At 70.1% G+C, this 19,045-nt stretch carries 21 protein-coding genes, 1 tRNA gene and 1 pseudogene; 7 read left to right on the top strand and 16 right to left on the bottom strand.

Annotated features, from left to right (window positions below):
- Nucleotides 1-150: 150 nt before the first annotated feature.
- The 3 genes from ACTMVF_RS19760 to ACTMVF_RS19750 all read left to right on the top strand — a co-directional run bounded on the left by ACTMVF_RS19760 (nt 151) and on the right by ACTMVF_RS19750 (nt 2,208).
- Nucleotides 151-984, top strand: coding sequence for a ribonuclease BN (locus ACTMVF_RS19760; RefSeq protein WP_441272375.1), 834 nt, complete (start codon nt 151-153; stop codon nt 982-984).
- A 353-nt stretch (nt 985-1,337) separates the two neighbouring features.
- Nucleotides 1,338-1,622 (top strand): hypothetical protein, encoded by a 285-nt coding sequence (locus ACTMVF_RS19755; RefSeq protein ID WP_441272374.1) that lies wholly within the window; start codon nt 1,338-1,340, stop codon nt 1,620-1,622.
- A gap of 235 nt (nt 1,623-1,857) precedes the next feature.
- Nucleotides 1,858-2,208, top strand: a complete 351-nt coding sequence (locus ACTMVF_RS19750) for an ANTAR domain-containing protein (RefSeq protein WP_441272373.1) — start codon at nt 1,858-1,860, stop codon at nt 2,206-2,208.
- Between the two features lie 276 nt (nt 2,209-2,484).
- On the opposite strand, the gene ACTMVF_RS19745 is transcribed toward ACTMVF_RS19750, so the two are convergent.
- The 9 genes from ACTMVF_RS19745 to ACTMVF_RS19705 form a co-directional block, all read right to left on the bottom strand.
- The gene (locus ACTMVF_RS19745) at nt 2,485-3,201 is read right to left on the bottom strand and encodes a GAF and ANTAR domain-containing protein (RefSeq protein WP_441272372.1); all 717 of its coding nucleotides are present in this window, start codon (nt 3,199-3,201) and stop codon (nt 2,485-2,487) included.
- A 79-nt stretch (nt 3,202-3,280) separates the two neighbouring features.
- On the bottom strand, nt 3,281-4,009 hold the full coding sequence (locus tag ACTMVF_RS19740) for an ANTAR domain-containing protein (RefSeq protein WP_441272371.1): 729 nt from the start codon (nt 4,007-4,009) through the stop codon (nt 3,281-3,283).
- A 22-nt stretch (nt 4,010-4,031) separates the two neighbouring features.
- Nucleotides 4,032-4,703 carry a hypothetical protein gene (locus tag ACTMVF_RS19735; RefSeq protein ID WP_441272370.1) on the bottom strand — a complete coding sequence of 224 codons (672 nt, stop codon included), beginning with the start codon at nt 4,701-4,703 and terminating at the stop codon, nt 4,032-4,034.
- On the bottom strand, nt 4,700-5,125 hold the full coding sequence (locus ACTMVF_RS19730) for an STAS domain-containing protein (RefSeq protein ID WP_441272369.1): 426 nt from the start codon (nt 5,123-5,125) through the stop codon (nt 4,700-4,702). The genes ACTMVF_RS19735 and ACTMVF_RS19730 overlap by 4 nt, the downstream gene beginning before the upstream one ends.
- A 471-nt stretch (nt 5,126-5,596) precedes the next feature.
- Nucleotides 5,597-6,835, bottom strand: coding sequence for a PP2C family protein-serine/threonine phosphatase (locus ACTMVF_RS19725; RefSeq protein WP_441272368.1), 1,239 nt, complete (start codon nt 6,833-6,835; stop codon nt 5,597-5,599).
- Nucleotides 6,836-7,129: 294 nt separating this feature from the next.
- Nucleotides 7,130-7,441, bottom strand: a complete 312-nt coding sequence (locus tag ACTMVF_RS19720) for an STAS domain-containing protein (protein WP_441272367.1) — start codon at nt 7,439-7,441, stop codon at nt 7,130-7,132.
- A 69-nt stretch (nt 7,442-7,510) separates the two neighbouring features.
- Nucleotides 7,511-7,783, bottom strand: a complete 273-nt coding sequence (locus ACTMVF_RS19715; protein WP_441272366.1) for a hypothetical protein — start codon at nt 7,781-7,783, stop codon at nt 7,511-7,513.
- A 10-nt stretch (nt 7,784-7,793) separates the two neighbouring features.
- Nucleotides 7,794-8,498: a DUF5994 family protein gene (locus ACTMVF_RS19710; RefSeq protein ID WP_441272365.1), complete on the bottom strand. Its 705-nt coding sequence runs from the start codon at nt 8,496-8,498 to the stop codon at nt 7,794-7,796.
- 39 nt (nt 8,499-8,537) lie between these two features.
- The gene (locus ACTMVF_RS19705; RefSeq protein WP_441272364.1) at nt 8,538-8,885 is read right to left on the bottom strand and encodes a hypothetical protein; all 348 of its coding nucleotides are present in this window, start codon (nt 8,883-8,885) and stop codon (nt 8,538-8,540) included.
- A gap of 495 nt (nt 8,886-9,380) precedes the next feature.
- On the opposite strand from ACTMVF_RS19705, the gene ACTMVF_RS19700 reads away from it, so the two are divergent.
- Both ACTMVF_RS19700 and ACTMVF_RS19695 read left to right on the top strand, forming a co-directional pair.
- A complete protein-coding gene (locus tag ACTMVF_RS19700; protein ID WP_441272363.1) occupies nt 9,381-10,382 on the top strand; it encodes an acyl-CoA desaturase in 1,002 nt (333 codons plus the stop codon).
- Between the two features lie 42 nt (nt 10,383-10,424).
- Complete coding sequence (locus tag ACTMVF_RS19695; protein ID WP_441272362.1) at nt 10,425-10,823, top strand: DUF5994 family protein; 399 nt, start codon at nt 10,425-10,427, stop codon at nt 10,821-10,823.
- A gap of 68 nt (nt 10,824-10,891) precedes the next feature.
- Here the strand turns inward: ACTMVF_RS19695 and ACTMVF_RS19690 are convergent, their stop codons facing one another.
- The 7 genes and pseudogenes from ACTMVF_RS19690 to ACTMVF_RS19660 form a co-directional block, all read right to left on the bottom strand.
- On the bottom strand, nt 10,892-11,338 hold the full coding sequence (locus ACTMVF_RS19690; protein WP_441272361.1) for a DUF5994 family protein: 447 nt from the start codon (nt 11,336-11,338) through the stop codon (nt 10,892-10,894).
- Between the two features lie 356 nt (nt 11,339-11,694).
- Complete coding sequence (locus tag ACTMVF_RS19685) at nt 11,695-12,189, bottom strand: Asp23/Gls24 family envelope stress response protein (RefSeq protein ID WP_441272360.1); 495 nt, start codon at nt 12,187-12,189, stop codon at nt 11,695-11,697.
- 424 nt (nt 12,190-12,613) lie between these two features.
- The gene (locus ACTMVF_RS19680; protein ID WP_441272359.1) at nt 12,614-12,886 is read right to left on the bottom strand and encodes a hypothetical protein; all 273 of its coding nucleotides are present in this window, start codon (nt 12,884-12,886) and stop codon (nt 12,614-12,616) included.
- Between the two features lie 465 nt (nt 12,887-13,351).
- Nucleotides 13,352-13,576, bottom strand: coding sequence for a hypothetical protein (locus tag ACTMVF_RS19675; protein WP_441272358.1), 225 nt, complete (start codon nt 13,574-13,576; stop codon nt 13,352-13,354).
- Nucleotides 13,549-14,145, bottom strand: coding sequence for a DUF5994 family protein (locus ACTMVF_RS19670; RefSeq protein ID WP_441272357.1), 597 nt, complete (start codon nt 14,143-14,145; stop codon nt 13,549-13,551). The genes ACTMVF_RS19675 and ACTMVF_RS19670 overlap by 28 nt, the downstream gene beginning before the upstream one ends.
- Before the next feature lie 346 nt (nt 14,146-14,491).
- A pseudogene (locus tag ACTMVF_RS19665) lies at nt 14,492-14,593 on the bottom strand (dCTP deaminase domain-containing protein); the annotation flags it as partial.
- Between the two features lie 111 nt (nt 14,594-14,704).
- A tRNA-Arg gene (locus ACTMVF_RS19660) sits at nt 14,705-14,777 on the bottom strand.
- A gap of 321 nt (nt 14,778-15,098) precedes the next feature.
- On the opposite strand from ACTMVF_RS19660, the gene ACTMVF_RS19655 reads away from it, so the two are divergent.
- Both ACTMVF_RS19655 and ACTMVF_RS19650 read left to right on the top strand, forming a co-directional pair.
- Nucleotides 15,099-16,706, top strand: a complete 1,608-nt coding sequence (locus ACTMVF_RS19655) for a dynamin family protein (RefSeq protein ID WP_441272356.1) — start codon at nt 15,099-15,101, stop codon at nt 16,704-16,706.
- 66 nt (nt 16,707-16,772) lie between these two features.
- Nucleotides 16,773-18,977 carry a GTPase gene (locus ACTMVF_RS19650; RefSeq protein ID WP_441272456.1) on the top strand — a complete coding sequence of 735 codons (2,205 nt, stop codon included), beginning with the start codon at nt 16,773-16,775 and terminating at the stop codon, nt 18,975-18,977.
- Nucleotides 18,978-19,045: the final 68 nt, after the last annotated feature.

The following is a 19,045-nucleotide window of genomic DNA, read 5'->3' as shown; positions in this document are numbered from 1 at the left end:
CCTGAGCCGTTGATCCGGGCCGGTACGAGCCGCCCCCTCGGGCAGTCGCAGCCCGCTGAGCCCGGTAGCCCTTTGCTCTTCCAGGCTATCCGGGAATCTCTGCGTCGCGCCCTCGCGCGGCAAGGGTTCCGAACGTGGTAGTCGACAGGCATGCCAATGAAGCCTGCCGATGCCCCGGACCGTTCATCTCGGTTCGGGTCGCTGCGCCATATGATCAGCCGTTCGCCCGTCGGGCGCGGATGGCGGCGGAGACAGGAAATTGAGCTGTGGTCGCGCTCGCTGGGCTTTGCCGCGCTGGGGTTTCTCACGCTGGTGCCGCTGCTGATCATTGTCTCCTCTGCCGATCCCGAACACGGGCGGGGGTTCGCGCAGTGGCTGGGGGAAGGGCTTGGCGTGTCGACGTCCTCCATGCGGCAGGTCGAGCAGTTGTTCACCCGGCCCGGCCAGGCCCTGCGGACCACGACCGCGTTCGGTATCGCCGCCCTTGCCGTGTTCGGTCTGAGCTTCGGGGCGGCGGTGCAGACCGGATATGAGAAGGTCTGGGGCCTGCCTCCGGCCCGCTGGTGGGCAAGGTGGCGGCATGTGGTGTGGCTCGGTGTCCTCACCGGATACCTCTACGTCTCCGCCACCACCACGCTGCGGCGTGAACCCCTGGCAGGTGGGGCCGTCGCGTCGCTGAGTGCTGTGCTGTTGCTGTGGTGGTCCCAGCGCCTGCTGCTCGGCGGGAGGATCCGCTGGCGTGCCCTGTTGCCCGGCGCCGTGGCCACCGTGATCGGGCTGATCGGCCTGAGGGTCTTCTCCAGGCTCGTCTTCTCGCCGTTGATCGCATCCAACGCAGTCACCTTCGGACCTGTCGGAACTGTCCTGGTCATCCAGTCCTGGCTGGTCGGCGTGGGTGTCGTCGTCTTCGGCGGGGCGCTGATCGGTCGGCTGCTGTACGAGGAACTCCCAGGCATGGCACACGCACTGAAACGGCGCAGATGAGACGCGGCCCTGCAACTGGGCTGGACGGGCTCCCGCGCGTGATCGCCGTACGGGGTCGTTCCCGCGGGGGCCGGGCGAGGCGGGAAAGTGGAACGCTGCGCCGAATAATCCGGAGTTGCGCAACTAGGCCGTGCTGCCAGTCAATGCCGGCAACGTCCGTTGCCAACGCAGCGCCGGCACTGAGGAGTTCTGGGAGTCGCCGCAGTTCCCGAACAGGTCTCAAGCAGCCATCCATACAGGGCAGGACGCGCTTACGTCGCACGCTATCCGCAGCCGTTGGGCAGGACTACGCTGTGGGGTGAGGCCCCAGTCCCCGGTATCGATGCTGTGTCCCGCTCCCGGGGAGGCCCACCGTGTTCGTCCTGCTCCTCATCCTCATCACGGTCCTGTTCGGCTTCGGTTTCCTCGATCCCATTTGGTGGGTGGCTGCGGCGGTGCTGGTCTATGCCGCCACCCGACACGGCCGCGATCGTGGCGGCGGCCGGAGCCGCAGCGGCAGTTCCGATCTCGGGGACTACCGGGACTACCAGGAGCGCCGGAATCGCCAGGAACGCTGGGACCGCCGCTACAGCCGGCAGAACCGGGCGCGCTGGCGGCGCGAGGACCGTCGGGACCGCGAACACCGCAGGTACCCGTGATGTGGCCGGGTAGCCACGGGTTGCGTTCGGAGGCGGCCGGGGCCCTGGTCGCCGTCTGGGAGGGCAGACGCGATCGTCGGGCCGGGCTGTCTCAGGGGCGGTTATGCCAGAACGCTGGTGAAACAGGCCCCTTCGATCGGCACCGACGATGTGCTGCCTGCCGAACGGCAACTGGCGCGCCGCTGATCACCCACGGACGGGCTGACTGCCCTGTGAGGTACCGACCATGCACCAAATGACCCCGCCCCGTGAAGAACAGCGGCTGTTGAGGACTGTGCCCTCTGAGGTGGATGCTGCGTTGCTGGCCGAGGTCATCGAACTGCGCGCAAGAAAACAGCAGTTGGGTCGGGCGTTGGCGAGCCGTGCGGTCATCGACCAGGCACGAGGCATGGTGATGGCCCTGGCGCCGTGTTCCAGCGAGAGGGCCTGGGACTTGCTGGTGGACGTGTCGCAGCACTGCAACATCAAGCTCCGGGACGTGGCCGCGGCCCTGGTCGCCACGACGAAGGACCGGATGCTGCCGGAACCGATACAGCGGGAGCTGCGCCGAGCACTGAGGCGCCTCCAGGCGGCGGACCGGAGATGACGGTGTGCGCACCCGGCGGACACGGCACCGGGAGCTGTGAGCTCAGCCCTCCGGCGCCTTCATCCAGGACGGCCGTCGGACGCCTCTGTTGTGTAGCCCGCCTCGTGGATCTCAACTCCGGTCGTGCGGTTCCTCGTCCGTTGGGCCGATGGGTTCGTCTGCATCCACGCAATCGCCTTCGCGCTGCGGATGCTGTTCATCGAGCAGGAGTTGGACCAACACCAACACCACAACACCACAACACCAACACCGTAGCGGGCTCCGGCAAGGCGTGGGTCAGGACCCCAGGCCGGTGAGGGGTTCGGAACCGTCGATGAGGGCGCGGGCCACATCGGCCAGGCGCCGGTTGTGGGAGCGGGCGTAGCCGCGCAGCGCGGTGAACGCCTGCTCCATGTCGATGTCCTGGCGTTCGGCGAGCTTCCCCTTGGCCTGTTCGATCAGTACCCGGCTGTTCAGCGCCGTCTGCAGTTGTTCGTTGAGCACCGTGCTGCGCTGAGCGGTGCGTTGTTGCAGCAGGCTGATGGTGGCGACGTCGGCCAGGGCCTGGGCGACGGGTGTGGCGGCCGGGTCGAAGGGGCCGGGGGCGGTGCGGAAGAGGTTCAGGGCGCCGACGATCTCGTCCCGCAAACGCAGGGGCAGAGCCTGGACTGCCCCGAACCCGCTGCGCTGGGCCGCCACCGCGAAGCGCGGCCAGCGGGCGGTCTCCGTACCGAGGTCGGGGACGATCACCGGTACACCGGTGCGGAAGCACTCGAGGCAGGGGCCTTCGTCGTTTTGGAGCTGGAAGAGCTCCAGCAGGCGCACCTGTTCGTCGGAGGCGGCCATGACGCGGAGTTTGCCGTCCCGGTCGGCGAGCAGCACCCCGGCGGCGCTCGCGTCGAGCATGCCGACGCAGCGGTCGGTCAGCAGGCGCAGGAAGTCGATGATGTCGAAGTCGGCGACCAGATTGTCGGCCAGCTCGACGAAGGTCTTGGCCAGAAGCTGTTGGTCCATCGTGGGCACCCTCGATTGAGACTAGTTCCTGCCGGAAGGGGCGGGAAGTACGGCACGTTCCTCGGCCGGGACCCACACGTCAGGTTTCCTCCTCGTCCTGATCCGGCTCCGCGTCCGGGGAGAAACGAAGCCGTCGGGCCACCACGTCGGCGGCCACGTCCGCGAGTCGGCATCCCTGCGCATAGGCGTAGGCGCGGAGCCGGACGAAGGCTTCTTCGATGCCGACTCCGAGCTGAGCAGTGAGCATTCCGCTGGCCTGGTCGATCTCCGCTCGGTATGCGCCCAGGTCCTCGAAGCTGCGGTCCGCCATAGGCCCGCCGGTCGGTGCGCCCGTCTCGTCGATCCTTGTGTCGAGCAGGAGAAGCGTCGCGAGATCGGCGAACGCCAGTGCATCGGCCAGTTCCTCCGTGTTCAGTACGGTCGGAATGTTGGCGTAAAGGTCCAGAACCCCCGGTCTGATCGCTCCCTTCTGCAGAGGGAGCGAGAACACCGCGCGGGCTCCGGCTTCCAGGGCCGCATCGGCGAACACGGTCCAGTGATCCTGAAGTTCAGTGGTGAGCAGATCGGGTGTCAAGACGGCCGAGCCGCGTACAAAGGCGTCCACGCAGGGCCCCTCGCCCAGCGTGAGCTGGAGCTCCTCCAGCTGCTCGCTGATGTCGTCGGTGCTGCACAACGGATGGCTCGCCGCGGCCTTGGACATCGCCGACAGCCCGGCCCCGCCGACCGGCAGCGCGGCCACGGCCGCGGTGCATACGTCCACCACACTCACCCGGGCACCTCGTCGGACCGCCTGCTCGGCCACCAGCATCCGAATGCGGGTCGACCGCCTGTCAGGCCCCACTGGGGCCACCGTCTCCGGGCACCGTGACAAGGCCCTCCAGCCTCGCCGTGGTGCGTTCCCCGAAGGGAAGTACCAGCGCACGGAATGTGGTGGCGCCCGCCGGCCTGCGAAGCTCTCCGATGTCCAGCCACCCCCAGGAGTGGAGTGCAGCGAGGGTTGGGCGATCGGCCCGGTCCACCAGGGTGGCCCCGAGCGATGCCTGATGGTCGGTCAGCAGCCGCTCCTGCACACGGCGGGCGAGTTCCCGGTCCTGGGGGTGCGGCCGGATCAGGAGGGCAGCGAACGCGAAGACGTTGCCGGACGCTGTGAGTTGCTCGATGCTGCGCGGCAGTGCTCCGTCGAAGCCGAGCCACCAGGAGCCGTCGCCGGCTACCGGGAATCCGAAGGCGCATCCCGTCAGGCTGTCCGTCTCGGCGATCACCATGGCGAATCCCGGTCGGCGCATGTCCACGGTGAGACGGTTCAGGAAGTTCTGGCGGCTGGGACGGCGGTATGGATCACCCGGCGGCGTTGCGCGGGACTCCACGTACAGAGCCACCAGATCCTCACGCAGGCCCTCCACCAGCCAACGGCTCAGCCGACGCAACCGCGCCGGAGCCACGGCGGACGGCTCGCCGTCCCCCGGCTTCCGTGGCTGTCCTCGCCCGGGTTCGGCCGTCATCGCACATCGCCCGAGAGAACAGGCGCAAGCGGGGGAGACCGGTGCGGCGGGGCCGGACGGGGCGCGGCCGGGGTGTCGCCGAGAGGAGATGGGAGTTGGTCGCACGGAAGGCCGAGGAGCAGGAACCCGCAGTCGGTCAGGTCGAGAATCCGAGCCAGTGCCGTCGGCGGATGGTGCAGTCGCAGGGTCCCACCGGCCACGGTGGTCTGCTGCGCAGCGTGGAGGAATGCGTTGAGTCCACTGCAGTCGCAGAAGATGACGGGGGTGAGGTCGACGTCGATGGTGCGGATACCGTCCCGCAGGCACCGTTCCAGGGACTCGCGCACCAATGGCGCGGATTCGAGGTCGATCTCACCGGACAGGGTGATCAGCGCCTGTTTCCTTTGGTCACGGCGGTGGACGGTGAGCTGTGAGAGGGGCATGAGGCCTCGGTTCGGAAGACCATCCGGCAGCGGCACGGTGAGCCGGAGTTCCGGCACTCTGGGCGCGCTCCCGGCGAGGGCGTACTTTCGGCGGAGGCAGAGCAGCGGCCGGTCCGACAGCCTGCGCAGCAGGACAGAGGACCCACCCAGTTCCCTCCAGGGAAGCGCCGGGTGACAGACGAAGAGTCCGCACCCCGCAGCCACCTGTGTTCGGCAACAGCATGCCGCCGGGGTCCGGGACGGTCTACACAGCAGCGTAGTCCTCGCGTCGTGCGACCGGCGGTCCGAAGCAGCCCCATCCCAGGATATGGACGGTGCAAGAGACGCAGTGGCTCGCGCATGTCCGAGGCATCGCAACAGCAGTTGGACAGAAAGCACTCATGACGGCCGCCAGAGTGCGGCACCCCGTACACCGCCCCAGGAGGTGGCTCGCATGACGGAGCCGGTCGTGCGGGTCGTGCGGTTGTCGGCTCACTCCAGGAGCACGAGGTGGTCGGCGGCGCCCCCTCGCCATTCGATCAGGAAGAGGGTCGCGTCGTCGGTGGTGTGGCCGCCCCGTTGCTGCTTCAGGGCGTGGGAGAGTGAGCGCACCACCGCTCGTACTCCCTTCTCCGTGTGTTCGATGCGGTTGACCCAGTGGATGAGTTGTTCTTCGCCGAATTGTTCTTCGCCGGCTTCGTGCTCCTCGATCAGGCCGTCGGTGAAGCACAGCACTCGGTCGCCGCGTTGGAGCTTCTGCTGGCTGATCCGGGGCTCTTCACCGCCGAAGCCGACGGGCAGGGTGGTCGGGCCTGCCAGTTGCCGGACGACCTTGTGGTCACGGATCAGCAGCGGTGCGGGGTGGCCCGCGTTGACCCACTGCAGATGGCCCGTCGTGATGTTCAGACGCATCATCTGGGCGGTGACGAAGTGGTCGGGCCCGAACTGCTCGGCGATGGCCCGGTCCATGAACGTGTAGATCTCGGACAGGGGGATGTCGGCACGTCTGGCGTGCCGGTAGGCCCCGACGGCGACGGTCGCCATCGTGGCGGCGTCCAGGCCGTGGCCCATCGCGTCGACCATGGCCACGTGCAGGATGTCCTCATTGAGGGCGTAGTCGAAGCTGTCGCCCGCGACGTCGTAGGCGGGCTCCAGGATTCCGGCCACCTCGACCTGCGGGACGGACATCGCCAGCGGCGGCAGCAGGGACCACTGGATCTCCGCGGCCAGGGTCATCGGTTCGCGGCGCCGGGCGAAGAAGAACTGATCGGTGTAGCTGTGCTTGGTGACCAGCATGTCGGCGACCAGGCCGGCGAGCCTGCGCAGCAGCCGCCGGTCGTCGTCATCGACGGTGTCCAGGGTGAGGGCCATTACGCCCACCTGGTCGCTGCCGTCCAGCAACGGCAGGTACATCCGGACGCCCTCGGAGTGCGGCACCTCGACAGTGGTCGCGTGCAGAAAGGCTGTGCCGGCGGGAGAGTCACCGATCGGCTCGGGGTCGCCGACCAGCAGGCGCCGACCCGGCAACGGCACCAGCACCAGTTGGCCGTAGTCCTGCAGCAGGATCGAGACGTCGCGGCCACCGACCCTGGCCACCTCTTCCGCGATCAGCGGGGCGATCAGCTGCGGCGGCATCTCGTGTGCCCGGTCCAGCAGCACCCCCAGCAGCCGCTCACCGAACCCTTCCGACCGGTCCACGCCCTCGTCGGGTCGGCGCTTACCTTCCGCCATAACCGCACTCCCGCACCGGCGTCGTCAAAGCTTCGGCCGCCGTGTCCATGCTCACCTCGTGCCGCGAGTCCAGCGCCCGCACCGACAGGCCCGGTCCGCCCTGCGGTCACGGCGGATGCGCTCGACCCGCTCACGTGATCTGTACACATGGGCTCCTGACACGACCGCGATCAACCCGCACAGAGTGACGCGGCGGGCCACGCCGAACGGCCCATTACGCCAGAGGCGGCATGTCACACACGATCGGAACAGACGGCTCTCCCACCCGTGTGCACCACAACTCTCCAGGAGCCCTCACAGGAGCAGAAGATCGGAGCCGCTGTCCGTGAGGAGCCGGGCGGTCTGTGGGGACGGGTGGTGCAGTCGCAGGGACGCGTGGGTCTCGGCGGCGTGCCGCGACGCATCGAGGAAGACGCTCAGGCCGCTGCTGTCGCAGAGGCCGACGGCGGTCAGATCGACGTCGATGGTGGTGATGCCGTCACTCAGGCACCGCTCCAGAGCGGTCCGCACCTGGGGCGCGGTGGCCGGGTCGATCTCACCGGCCAGGGTGATCAGTGCTCGCCTGCCCCGGTCGTGCCGGTAGATGTTCAGCTGCGGAAGAGTCATGACGCCTCGGTTCATGGGACCCGGCCCGCTCCTCGCACAGTCATGGGCCTGGCGACGGAAACCGCCTGGTCACCCGTGGTGAGTGGTACGGCTGCGGCGGCGCGGAGAGAACCGGCCGCGGCCCCCGTCGCGGTGGTCCCGCCGTTCGCCGGTGGTCGGCGACTCGGACCGGTCCGGACCCACCGGGGGCTGCGGGATGCCGCGGCCGCGGCGGCCGGGCAGGGCGACGCTGTACCGGCGCACGGCGATTCTGTCGGCGTGCTGGATGTTGAGCCGGTGGATCACGTATGCGCCTGCTGCGATGAGAACCACGAAGGCAGCGACTGTCAGGAAGACGTTCATGGCGGCCACCTCACATACCGATGAGCAGACGACTGGTCCGGCCGAGCGGACCGGTCTGTTCCGGAACGGCCGCGGCCACCGCCGAGGCGCCGCCCTCGTACTCCCATGCCTCGTCCGGGTCCAGTGGCCCGTCGGCCGCGGAGACTCCGTGCCGGGCCTCGTCCGCGGCGATGAGCGCGCTCGCGGTCAGCGGCGGGCTGTCGTAGTCGGACGCGGCAGCCATCAGACGGGCCGCCGACTCCGCGCCGGTCTCCGGCGGGATGACCAGCAGGTCCCAACGGCCGGTGCCGTAGGAGAGCAGCAGCAGCTTGTGCGGGTCGATTTCCGGGGTGAACCAGCCGACCTTGACGATGTGGCCGTCCACGGGAACCTTGCGGGGGATGACCGGCCAGTGCTCCGGGTTGACGGCGATGCGGGTGATGCGGCCCCACAAGGGGTCCAACACGTCGGTCAGGGCCGGCAGTTCGCTCAGCAGATCCCGGGAGCGGGGCCACCAGGCACCGTCCAGGAGTCCACGGGAGGTGCCGTCGGTCTTCAGGGCGAGACGCGCGGCCGGGGCTGCGACGGGCTCGGGGTGCGGCAGGGGTGGAAGCAAGGTCGCCGACATGATGCGGACCCGTCTCCGGGCCGTCTCTGCGGCGGCCCGGGTTTCATCTTTCGCCGAGAACGACCCGGCATGGTGGCCGGTGTGCGAAATGCCCTCGGTACTGTCCACACTACTCCGCGCAACGCCGCGGCGCGGAGTAGTGGCTGCCTAGATGTGGAGCAGTCGCTGGGTGATCTCCCGGTACTGCCTCAGTGCGAGTCGGAGTCCGTCGGCCTGTGCCTCCGGGGCCTGGTCCTGCCAGCCGGCGCGAAGGAGACGCCGCCGTTCCGCGAGGGCGTTCACGAGCTGGGCGGTGGCTTCGTCGTAGGCGCTCTCGGCCTCTTCCAGCGCCTCGAGCGGAGTGTCGGCGAAGGTGTTGAGAGCGTGCCGGAGGGACTGGACGATCTTGTCCCGTTCGGCCGACGGGAGCAGCGGCTCCGGGCCTGGGGTACGGCGCTCGGCGGGGCCCCGGGTCTGGCCGGCGGGCTGCTGGGCGCGCGTCTGGTCGTACATCATCGCGGGCCGCTTCCGCTACGCCTGAAGGCGCCCTTGGCCTTCTCCGCGGCCTGTTTCAGGCTTCCGGCAACCCGGTCGGTCCTGCCCCGGCGCTGTAGTCGCCTGTTGCGGGTGACCCGACCGAGCTCTTCCGTGATCCTGCCCTTCATGGTCTGCGCCTGGTTCCTGATGGTCCGTGAAACTGTCATGGCCGGCCTCACTGTTGTCCGGTAGGTGAGTTCCCGCGGGGTCTGGGCGAGGCGGGAAGGCGCAATGCTCGCCGTGTGTTCCGGGGTGGCATGGCCCTGCACCGTGCTGCCAGTCAACGTCCGGCCATGGTCCGTGTCAACGCGATCGCCACGCGATCCGGTCCGCCTCGTCCCGGAGCGTGCGGGAGTACGGTGGAGAAAGCGAGGCTCTTCGTAGCCGATGTCCGGCCCCCTCCTCGCGACTCCCATCCCATGGGCAGCCCGTGACCCCGGCCGCGCCATCCGCTTCCAGGCCGAGGAGCCACGTATGCCACTCAGTCCGACCACGTCCACGACGGTCACACCGTCCGGCCCCGCCCCGCCGCCTCAGGGCTACGACGGGACGTCCCCCTTCCCGCCGGACGGCCCGGCGCCCGCGCGCGACGGCGGTGACCGGCTGTATGTCACGGTGACGGCGATGATCGTCGTTCTGCCGTTCGTGGCGCTCGGCCTGGCCGGCTGGTTGCTGTGGGGGAGCCTCATCCATCCCGCCGACATCGTGCTCGCCCTCGTCCTCTACACGATCACAGGACTCGGCGTCACGGTCGGCTTCCACCGCGGTCTCACCCACGGCGGCTACCGGGCGGTCCGTCCCGTGCGGATCGCGCTCGCGGTGGCCGGGTCGATGAGTTTCCAGGGCGATGTCATCGGCTGGGTCGCCACCCACCGCCGCCACCACGCCTTCACCGACCGGCCCGGCGACCCGCACTCGCCGTACCGCTACGGCACCCATCTGCGCGGCCAGTTGCGCGGGCTGCTGCACGCCCACGTCGGCTGGCTGTTCCGCAACGACCGCACACCCGCCGACCGGTACGCCCCCGACCTGCTGGCCGACCGCGACATCCGTGCCGTGGCCCGCGCCTTCCCTGTGCTGTGCGTCCTCACCCTCGCCCTTCCCTTCGGGGCGGGCTGGCTCATCGGCGGGACCTGGGTGCATGCGCTGACGGCCCTGCTGTGGGCGGGACTCGTCCGCATCGCCCTGCTCCACCACGTCACCTGGAGCGTGAACTCCCTCTGCCACATGATCGGCGAGCGGCCGTTCCGCACCCGGCGCCACGACCGCGCCACCAACCTGTGGCCCCTCGCCCTGCTCTCCTTCGGCGAGAGCTGGCACAACCTCCACCACGCCGACCCCACCAGCGCCCGCCACGGCGTCGACCGCGGCCAGCTCGACCCCTCCGCCGCCGTCATCCGCCTCCTCGAACGCCTCGGCTGGGTGCACGACGTGCGCTGGCCGACGGCGGAGCGGGTCGCGGCCCGCCGCGCCTGACGTCAACCCATCAGTCTCTTTCGGCAGTTGGCAGGAGTTCTCATGACCACCGCACTGCAACCCCCGCTTCCCTTCCACCCCCTCCTCCGTCTGCGTCTGGCTCCTCACGGCGGCATGCCCCGGCCCATCGACGGAGCGTGGTGGCCCCGTTCGTACGACCTGCTCGCGGAACTCCCCCGGCTGCTTGCCGGGTTGCCGCGCGCGTGGGGCCACATCACCAGCGTCACGGTCAACGGGGCGACCTGGTCCGCGGTGCCCGGCCGGATGCTCGTCTCCAACCAGGTCGTACGGCTGCACAGGACCCTCACGGCATCCGCCGCGCACACCATCGTCCTGCTCGCGCCCGGCCAGGGGCGTTGGGATCTGCTGGTCGTGCCTCCGGATACGACCGAGGAAGCCGCGGAACCGCTCATGGCGGCCGCGGCAAGTGGCCACGGCTGATCCGGCCCACGACGGACTGCCCGGCGAATCTTCAGGGCACCGACGGCCAGGTTCGGCGACGACGACCGTCACAGCCCCACCATCAGCCGGCCGGGCTGGCCGGTGGTGGCCTCGCACGAAGAGGAGGTTTCGCCGGCCTGTTCTGCCGCCACGAGGGCGGTCGCGGTCGTCGGCGGGCCGGTGTTCGCGCTCGCGGCGGCCATCAGCCGGGCGGCCGAGGGGGCACTCGTCTCCGGGGGGATCACCAGGAGGTCCCAGCGGCCCGCCGTGTAGGACAGCAGCAGGATCTTGTGCGGATCCTGCTCCGACGTGAACCAACCGACCTCCACCACATGGCCGTTGACGAAGACCTTGCGCGAGAGTGCCGGCCAGTAGCGCGGGTTGACGGCGATATGGGTGATCCGTCCCCACAACGGATCCAGTACGTCCGCCAGAGCGGAGAGTTCGTGTGTGAGGTCACGTGACCGAGGCCACCAGGCGCCGTCCAGCTCCACGTGCCCTGGTGAAGGACTCACGGATTTCAGCGCGAGGCGCGCGGTCGGGGTCCTGAAGGGAACGGCCCGTAGCGGGGGAGGAGAGGTGGTCGCGGACATCGCGCGAACCCGTCTCCGGGCCTCTGCGCGAGCGCAGCTGCCCGGTGTCGTTGCTCACTGGGAACGACACCGGCATCGGAGCCGGTGTGCGAAATGCTCCCGATGCATTCACGCTACTCCCCGATGAGGCCCAACGGACCGTTCCTGGACGTGGGCTCACTTGTGTCGGCGGTCGTCCTCCGAGGAGCGGCTGGTCTCACCGCCGCCGGTTGCCGTGCTCGCGGGTGTGGAAGAGGTCGCCCGGTTCCCTCACCGTCGGCGAACCGCCCGGCGAACGATTACTCGAGCCGCCGTTCTGGTTGTTCCTCGTCCTCGTCCTCGTCGAGCACATGCACATCGCCGACCGCGATGTTGACCTCGACAACTTCCAGACCGGTCATCCGCTCGATGGCAGCGATCACGTTCTCTCTGACGTCGCCCGCGACCTCGATGATGGAGACGCCGTACTCGACGACGAGCTCCAGGTCGACCGCGGTCTGTACCTCGCCGACCTCGACCGTCACCCCGCTGGTGACGGACTTCCCGCCGGCACCGGGCACACGTTCACGCACGGCCCCCATGCCCCGGGCGAACCCACCGCCCATCGCATGGACGCCCGGCACATCCCGGGCCGCCAGACCGGCGATCTTCGCCACCACACCGTCGGCGATTGTCGTATGGCCGCGCACCCCCGGATCGCTTCCGTGCGGCACCCCCGCACTCTTCCCGCCGCGCTCGCCCAATGATCCCGCGCGAGGGGTCTCGGGCCGGTTCGGTATTCCGGTATCCGTCATCTTCGGTCACCACTTTCCGACGCAACAGCAGCCTGTCGTGCCCCTTCCTTCACGCTAACGGCGAGTGCCCGACCTCGCTCAGGCAAGGGGCATGTAAGCGATGTCGGGCATTGCGCCCAGAGACGGCGGTGGTATCCCACGCAGAGCAGCAGGTCGGGTCAACGACGACGCAGTTGCGTCACTCGCGGAGATGGGCCGAGTGGATCACGCCTTCTCCAGGTGGCATGCACCGGTGACGCAACGGCCCCGGCGTATACACACCGGGGCCGCCCTTCCGGGTCGTTGCACGTGAGAGTGCGCGGACCCACTCACCAGGGTATGCCCGGGACGCCATTTCAGTCATTTCAGTCATCTCGGCCCGGCCGTATAGGAGGACATGACTGTCACGTGACCGGCCGGAACCCTGAGGGCGGCCCGTGCCGTGTCAGTCGCTGTCCTTCTCCTCGGTCTCCATGAACTGGATCCCCTTGTGCGTCAGGGTGACCATCGCGGGCGTGTTTCCTCTCGCCCAGTCGACCTGGATCAGTCCCTCGGCCGCCAAGTACGTGCAGGCGGCTGCCAGGTCCTCCTCGGGTATGGCCAGGTCCTCCCGCAACTGCGCTCCGGTGAGGCCGAGGAGGCGATTGCCTTCCATGGCCTCGTACAGGCTCTTCATGATCGCCTCGCGGTAATGCTGCCGCTCGTGCAGTGTCGCCATGGTCGCCTGCCTCTCGTGCCGGCACTGACGGAAACCCGGACGTCCGGGCGGTATCCACCTCCCCCCGCTGAGGCTCATCTCCTCGGATTTCGTCCGGCTGTGTGTGATCGTCCCGGGAGGACTGGCTGGTCAACAGCCAGGAGCGACCGCCTCCGCCATGCGCGTGGTGTCCACGGCGACGTGGAGGCGTGTTCCGCCGCCGGCGCCTGCGCGGTAGCTGCGCGCTTCGGTGGCGGCGAAGCAACGGCGGAGAAGCTCCACGACATGGAGAAGCTCCACGACATGGCGAGCCGCCTCCGGGTCCGCGGCGACGATACGAACCTCCGCGTGCCCGGCCGACGGCGGTTTCCGGGACTTCGTGGTGACCCCTTGCTCATGCAGGGGCACATGCAGCAGGGGCGACGTGTCGGTGGGTGTGACGGCAGTCGCCCCGTACCCACCCGCGCTGGAAGCAGGTCTGCGTCATCAGCGGCTCCCCTCTCCATGCTCACGGCGTGTGGCGTCGGCAGGAGGAACCTTCGGTGCGGGCGCACGTGAGCTCTTACGGGTCCGCCGACCGATTCCCGGTAGGGCGTCGCTGTAGCGGAACGCCCCGATCCTTTCGTCATGCTGCGCGTTGAGCCGGTGGATCAGGAACATTCCCGCGATGATCACGAAGATGATCACGGCGACGGTGACGGCTGTCTCCACATCCTCACCTCCTCGGGGCGGAACTCAAGATCCCGATCGCGGCTCCGGCCGCCGAAGCGGCTGGCTCCGCCGTCGGTCTCCCATTCCTCTTGCCGGCTTCGAGCCTCCGCCGCGTCGTGGCCGATGGCCTCGTCGGCCATCAGACCGCTGGCGGTGCGGATACCTCCTGGAACGGTTGCTGCTGCCATCAGCCGGGCGGCGGCGGCCGGCTCCGTCTCCGGAGGAATCACCAGCAGGTCCAGGCGGCCCACCGTGTAGGAGAGGAGGACCACTTTGTTCGGGTCCTGCTCGTCGGCGAACCAGCCGACATGCACCGTGTGCCCCGCGACGGGGACCCTGCGCGGGATGACGGGCCAGTGGGCCGGGTTCACAGTGACGTGGGTGATCCGGCCCCAGCACGCGTCCAGCGCGTTCGTCAGAGTGGGGATCTCCCGGAGGAGGTCACGGGAGCGGGGCCACCAGGCACCGTCCAGGAGAGCTGGAACCGAGCCGGTCGGGGCCAGGGACAGCCTGGCCGACGCCGAAGGCAGGCGCTCTTTGCTGATCGTTGGTTCGATGGTCGCGGTCATGACGCGGACCTGTCCCCGGCCTCCTCCTGGAAGTCGGTGTTGTTGCTGGCCGGGAACGACACCGACGTGGCGGCCGGTGTGCGAAGCACTCCCGTTCGCTTCACTCTACGCCGCTCCGAGGCCTCGGGGCCCGCTCGTGAGCAGGCACTTTACCGAGAGGCATCGAGTCCGGCACCGCCGACGGGCGCAGCCGGTGCGGAGGCGCACGACTTACGGTGAGAGGGCGATTGAGAGGACGAGGTGCCGCGTTCGGCGGGGACACCGGATTCTCGCGGCGACCCTCGCCGCCGTCGTCGTGCGGTCGTAACCATCCCGCCCACGCGCCTGCCGCGGTACAGCGCGACGTGCCGGCGGAGGCCAAGAGCATGATCTGCCCGATCCTCATCCCCGCGTAGACGCGCAGAGGGTGGATGGGCGTGAGCATCAGCGTCCACTGGCCGTGGGAACCACCCTCCGACTTCGCCAGGGGTTCATCCGCATGCGCGAAGCCGCTCCGCCGAGCTCGGTAAACGGCCTCTGACCAGCAAAAACGCCCTCCCGAAGGAGGGCGGAGACTGGGCGCCCCCGGCAGGACTCGAACCTGCGGCCAAGCGCTTAGAAGGCGCCTGCTCTATCCACTGAGCTACGGGGGCCGGTTGTGGTGGCCTCGGTCGTGGTGCCCGGGTGTGGGCTGATCCGTGACGATGCCGGGGACAAGGATAGGGCTCCCGCGTCCATGTCCCAGTTGCTTCGCCTCCGTGGCTCGATGTGGAGGTTCGGTGAAGCGGTCCTGATAATCGCAGGCAGGTACGAATCGTGCACCGCTTTTGGCCTCCTGGACCCCGGGTGTTGTGCACTCGTTATGCCTGGACTGTGCCTGTGTCCCAGTCGCCCCTTCCGTCCCTTCTGTCCCGTCGGCGCGCAGACATGCTCATATGCTTCAGAATTCCCCTAAAATTGGGCATTCTTCGCATGTGGTGACCTTGGACGTACGGCCTCAGCTGCTCGACGCACTCTCCGCCCTGCGCGACCGTGTCGCTGCCGCACGCTTCCCGCTGCCCCTGGCGGGGGCCCCACGCGCGCGCGCCAACCGCGACGAACTCCTCGCGCAGCTCGACGACTATTTGGTGCCCCGCCTGAGAGAGCCCGAAGCGCCCTTGCTGGCCGTGGTGGGAGGATCCACCGGGGCCGGGAAATCGACGCTCGTCAACTCCCTCGTGGGCAGACGCGTGACCGAGGCGGGCGTGCTGCGGCCGACGACGCGAAACCCGGTGCTCGTCTGCCATCCGGAGGACCATCACTGGTTCAGCGGGATGCGCGTACTGCCCGACCTCACACGCGTGTGGAAGCCCGAGCACGATCCGGCGGAAGAACTGATGCTGCCCGGCGAGGACGGCGCGCGCGTGCTGCGCGTCGAGACCGCCGACACGCTGCCGGCCGGGCTCGCCCTCCTCGACGCGCCCGACATCGACTCCCTGCTCGCCGACAACCGCGCCCTCGCCGCGGAACTGATCTGTGCGGCCGACATCTGGGTCATGGTCACCACGGCCGCGCGGTACGCCGACGCCGTCCCCTGGCACCTGCTGCGCACCGCCAAGGAGTACGACGCCACCCTGGTGACCGTTCTCGACAGGGTTCCCCATCAGGTCGTGTCCGAGGTGTCGCGGCAGTACGGGGCGCTCCTCACCAAGGCCGGCCTCGGCGAGGTACCCCGCTTCACCGTGCCCGAACTGCCCGAATCGGCCTGGGGCGGCGGACTGCTGCCGGCCAGCGCGGTGGCGGCGCTGCGCACCTGGCTCGTCCAGCAGGCCCAGGACCCGGCGGCCCGGGAGCACGTCGTGGCCCGTACCGCATACGGGCTTCTCGACTCCCTCAAGGCCCGCATGCCCGAGCTCGCCAGCGCCGCCGCCGCCCAGTACGCGGCCGCGCTGCGGCTCACCGCAGCCGTGGACAGCGCGTACGACAGCGAGTACGCGCGCGTGCGGAGCCGGCTGCAGGCCGGCGCCGTACTCGCCGGGGACGCCCTGAAGCGCTGGCGCGCCTTCCCGCTCGACTGCTCCGCCGGAGAGCTTCTCGACTCGCTGGTGGACAGCCTGAGCACCCTCCTGCTGTGCGCCGTCACCGCCGCCGACGAGCGCGTCGACGACGCCTGGCGGCGCGAACCGGCCGCCGCCGCCCCCGAACTGGCCAACCGTGACCCGAGGCCGGAGAGCGTCGAGCACCGCATCGGGCTGGCCGTACGGCGATGGCGGCGGGAGCTTGAGGAGTACGCCGAGGACGAGGTGAGCGTCCACGACCGCAGCGTCGTCCCCGACTCCGAGGTCGTCACCGCCCTCGTCGCCACCGCGCTGCTGGGCGCCCGCCGGGCGCGGTCCGCGGGGGAGGGGCTCGCCGAGCGGATCGGGGCGCACGGGGCGCTGCGGCTGCGCGACCGGGCCGGGCGGCTGCTCGCCGAGCACCTGGACCGGGTCATGCACAACGAACGCGAGCGCCGGCTCGCCCCCCTTGACGCCCTGGAGATCCATCCGGACCCCCAGGCCGAACTCATCGCCGCGCTGTCCGTACTGCTGAAGGAGAGGTGACCGGTGACTGCCGTCACTGACCAGGACCACACGGAGCACGTCGATCAGCGGGAGGACGGCGCCACCATGGATGACGAACGCGCAACCGGCGTCCCTGCACATGTCCCTGCGGACGCCCCCGTGGACGCCCCCGTGAACGTCCCCGCAGGGGGCGCGCCCGATACGGCGGGCGCACGCGACGCCGCGGACGCTCGCGGCGCGGAGAGCCCTTCCGAACGCGGCCTCCCTGGAGAGGGCCGCGCGGACGACGGCCACGCGCGCGTGGGGGACGGTGACACCGATGCGCGCGTGGGCGACCACGGCGCCGGTGGCGAGGAGGCCGGTGACGCCTCACGTCGTACGCCGCCCCCGTCACGTAAGGAGCCGTCCTCGCCCCGTACGCCGCCCGCCTCGCGTCCGCAGCCACCCTCCTCTCGTACGGAATCCTCCTCGCGTCCGAAGCCCTCTTCGCGCGCGGAGTCCTCGTCCCGCGCGGAGCCCTCCCGTACGGAGTCTTCTTCGCGTACGGAGTCCCCCTCGCGCACGGGGTCGTCCTCTCGCACGGACGCCGGTTCCGGTACGGAATCCGCGACCCCCTGGGACGACGGGCTCATCGCGCGGCGGGTGAATGAGACCGCCGCCTCCGAGCAGCCCGCCGTCGTGGAGCCCCGGGCCGTCGGCTCGCCGGCCGTGACGCCGCTCGCGTACGACGGGGCGCTGCGGTCCCGGCTCGACGCGCTGCGTGAACTGGTCGGGCTCTCCCGCACCCGGCTCGACAGCAAGACGCTCGCCGAGGCGGGCAAGGTGCTCGACGAGGCGGCGTCGCGGCGCAGGCTCTCCGGTCAGCACACCGTCGTCGCCATCGCCGGCGCCACGGGCAGCGGCAAGTCACAGCTCTTCAACGCGCTCGCCGGAGTGACCATCTCGGAGACGGGCGTACGGCGGCCGACGACCGCCGCGCCCCTCGCGTGCAGCTGGAGCGACGGCGCGGCCGGCCTCATCGACCGGCTCGGCATCCCGCCACGACTGCGGCGGCGCCCGGCACAGAACGCGACCGCGGACGGGCAGCTGCGCGGGCTCGTCCTGGTCGACCTGCCCGACCACGACTCGGCGGCCGTACAGCACCGCGAGCAGGTCGACCGCGTCCTGGCGCTCGTCGACGCGGTCATCTGGGTCGTCGACCCCGAGAAGTACGCCGACGCCGTCCTGCACGAGCGCTATCTGCGGCCCATGGCGGGACACGCCGAGATCATGTTCGTCGTCCTGAACCAGACCGACCGGCTGCCCGGTGAGGCCACCGACCAGGTCCTCGACGACCTGCGGCGGCTGCTCGACGAGGACGGCATCGCGCTGGGCGAGCACGGCGAACCGGGCGCGACCGTCCTGGCGCTGTCCGCGCTCACCGGGGACGGCGTCGGTGATCTGCGCGAGGCGCTCGGCCAGTTCGTGGCGGAGCGCGGGGCCGCGGCGCGCCGGATCTCGGCCGACGTGGACGCCGCGGGGTGGCGGCTGCGGCCGGCGTACGCGGCGCGTCGGCGGACCGGGCTCACCGAGGAGGCGCGGGACGAGTTCTCCGCCCGGCTCGCGGACGCGATCGGCGCCACGGCCGCGGGCGAGGCCGCCGAGCGGGCGTGGCTGCGCAACGCCAACCGCGCGTGCGGGACGCCCTGGCTGCGGCTGTGGCGCTGGTACCAGGACCGGGGCGAAGCCCCGACGGGACGCCTGACCCTGCGCGGTCAGACGGACGAGGAGGCCACCGCGCGCCAGCGCGTCGAACAGGCGGTGCGGACGGTTGCCGACCGCGCGTCGGCCGGGCTGCCCACAGCCTGGGCGCAGGCGGTCCGCGAGGCGGCCGTACGGGGGTCCCAGGGGCTGCCCGAGGCGCTGGACGAGCTGGCCGCGCGGGCCGGCCTGCCGCCGGGGCGGCCGCCGCGGCCGGGCTGGTGGCCGGCGGCGGTCCTGGTGCAGGCCGCCATGACGATCCTTCAGGTCATCGGTGGACTCTGGCTGGTGGGGCAGATCATCGGCGTCATGGCGCCCAACCTGGGCGTGCCGGTGCTGTTGATGGTGGCCGGCATCGTCGGCGGTCCGCTGGTCGAGTGGGGGTGCCGGATCGCGGCACGGGGACCGGCACGGCGGTACGGCTTGGAGGCGGAGCGGCGATTGCGGGAGGCGGCGGCCGGGTGCGGGCGGGCCCGGGTGCTGGATCCGGTGGCGGCGGAGCTGTTGCGCTATCGGGAAGTTCGGGAGCAGTACGGGCGCGTGATGGGGGCGGGGGTCGCGGCGAGGTGAACGGCGAGGTCAACGGCAAGGTCAACGGCAAGGTCAACGGCAAGGTCAACGGCGAGGTGAACTGAGGG

This window comes from Streptomyces sp. SD31, from assembly GCF_052068475.1.
GTDB lineage: Bacteria > Actinomycetota > Actinomycetes > Streptomycetales > Streptomycetaceae > Streptomyces.
Note: the sequence above shows the minus strand (reverse complement) of the source record. Positions and strands in the feature narration are given on the sequence as shown.

What these genes read in the sequence shown, in the direction of transcription:
- ACTMVF_RS19685 (WP_441272360.1), bottom strand. Translation starts at nt 12,189, where the DNA reads ATGACGGATACCGGAATACCGAACCGGCCCGAGACCCCTCGCGCGGGA.
- ACTMVF_RS19735 (WP_441272370.1), bottom strand. Translation starts at nt 4,703, where the DNA reads ATGACGGCCGAACCCGGGCGAGGACAGCCACGGAAGCCGGGGGACGGC.
- ACTMVF_RS19745 (WP_441272372.1), bottom strand. Translation starts at nt 3,201, where the DNA reads ATGGACCAACAGCTTCTGGCCAAGACCTTCGTCGAGCTGGCCGACAAT.
- ACTMVF_RS19695 (WP_441272362.1), top strand. Translation starts at nt 10,425, where the DNA reads ATGACCACCGCACTGCAACCCCCGCTTCCCTTCCACCCCCTCCTCCGT.
- ACTMVF_RS19700 (WP_441272363.1), top strand. Translation starts at nt 9,381, where the DNA reads ATGCCACTCAGTCCGACCACGTCCACGACGGTCACACCGTCCGGCCCC.
- ACTMVF_RS19750 (WP_441272373.1), top strand. Translation starts at nt 1,858, where the DNA reads ATGACCCCGCCCCGTGAAGAACAGCGGCTGTTGAGGACTGTGCCCTCT.
- ACTMVF_RS19740 (WP_441272371.1), bottom strand. Translation starts at nt 4,009, where the DNA reads ATGCTGGTGGCCGAGCAGGCGGTCCGACGAGGTGCCCGGGTGAGTGTG.
- ACTMVF_RS19650 (WP_441272456.1), top strand. Translation starts at nt 16,773, where the DNA reads ATGGATGACGAACGCGCAACCGGCGTCCCTGCACATGTCCCTGCGGAC.
- ACTMVF_RS19705 (WP_441272364.1), bottom strand. Translation starts at nt 8,885, where the DNA reads ATGATGTACGACCAGACGCGCGCCCAGCAGCCCGCCGGCCAGACCCGG.
- ACTMVF_RS19725 (WP_441272368.1), bottom strand. Translation starts at nt 6,835, where the DNA reads ATGGCGGAAGGTAAGCGCCGACCCGACGAGGGCGTGGACCGGTCGGAA.
- ACTMVF_RS19715 (WP_441272366.1), bottom strand. Translation starts at nt 7,783, where the DNA reads ATGAACGTCTTCCTGACAGTCGCTGCCTTCGTGGTTCTCATCGCAGCA.
- ACTMVF_RS19730 (WP_441272369.1), bottom strand. Translation starts at nt 5,125, where the DNA reads ATGCCCCTCTCACAGCTCACCGTCCACCGCCGTGACCAAAGGAAACAG.
- ACTMVF_RS19760 (WP_441272375.1), top strand. Translation starts at nt 151, where the DNA reads ATGCCAATGAAGCCTGCCGATGCCCCGGACCGTTCATCTCGGTTCGGG.
- ACTMVF_RS19720 (WP_441272367.1), bottom strand. Translation starts at nt 7,441, where the DNA reads ATGACTCTTCCGCAGCTGAACATCTACCGGCACGACCGGGGCAGGCGA.
- ACTMVF_RS19670 (WP_441272357.1), bottom strand. Translation starts at nt 14,145, where the DNA reads ATGACCGCGACCATCGAACCAACGATCAGCAAAGAGCGCCTGCCTTCG.
- ACTMVF_RS19680 (WP_441272359.1), bottom strand. Translation starts at nt 12,886, where the DNA reads ATGGCGACACTGCACGAGCGGCAGCATTACCGCGAGGCGATCATGAAG.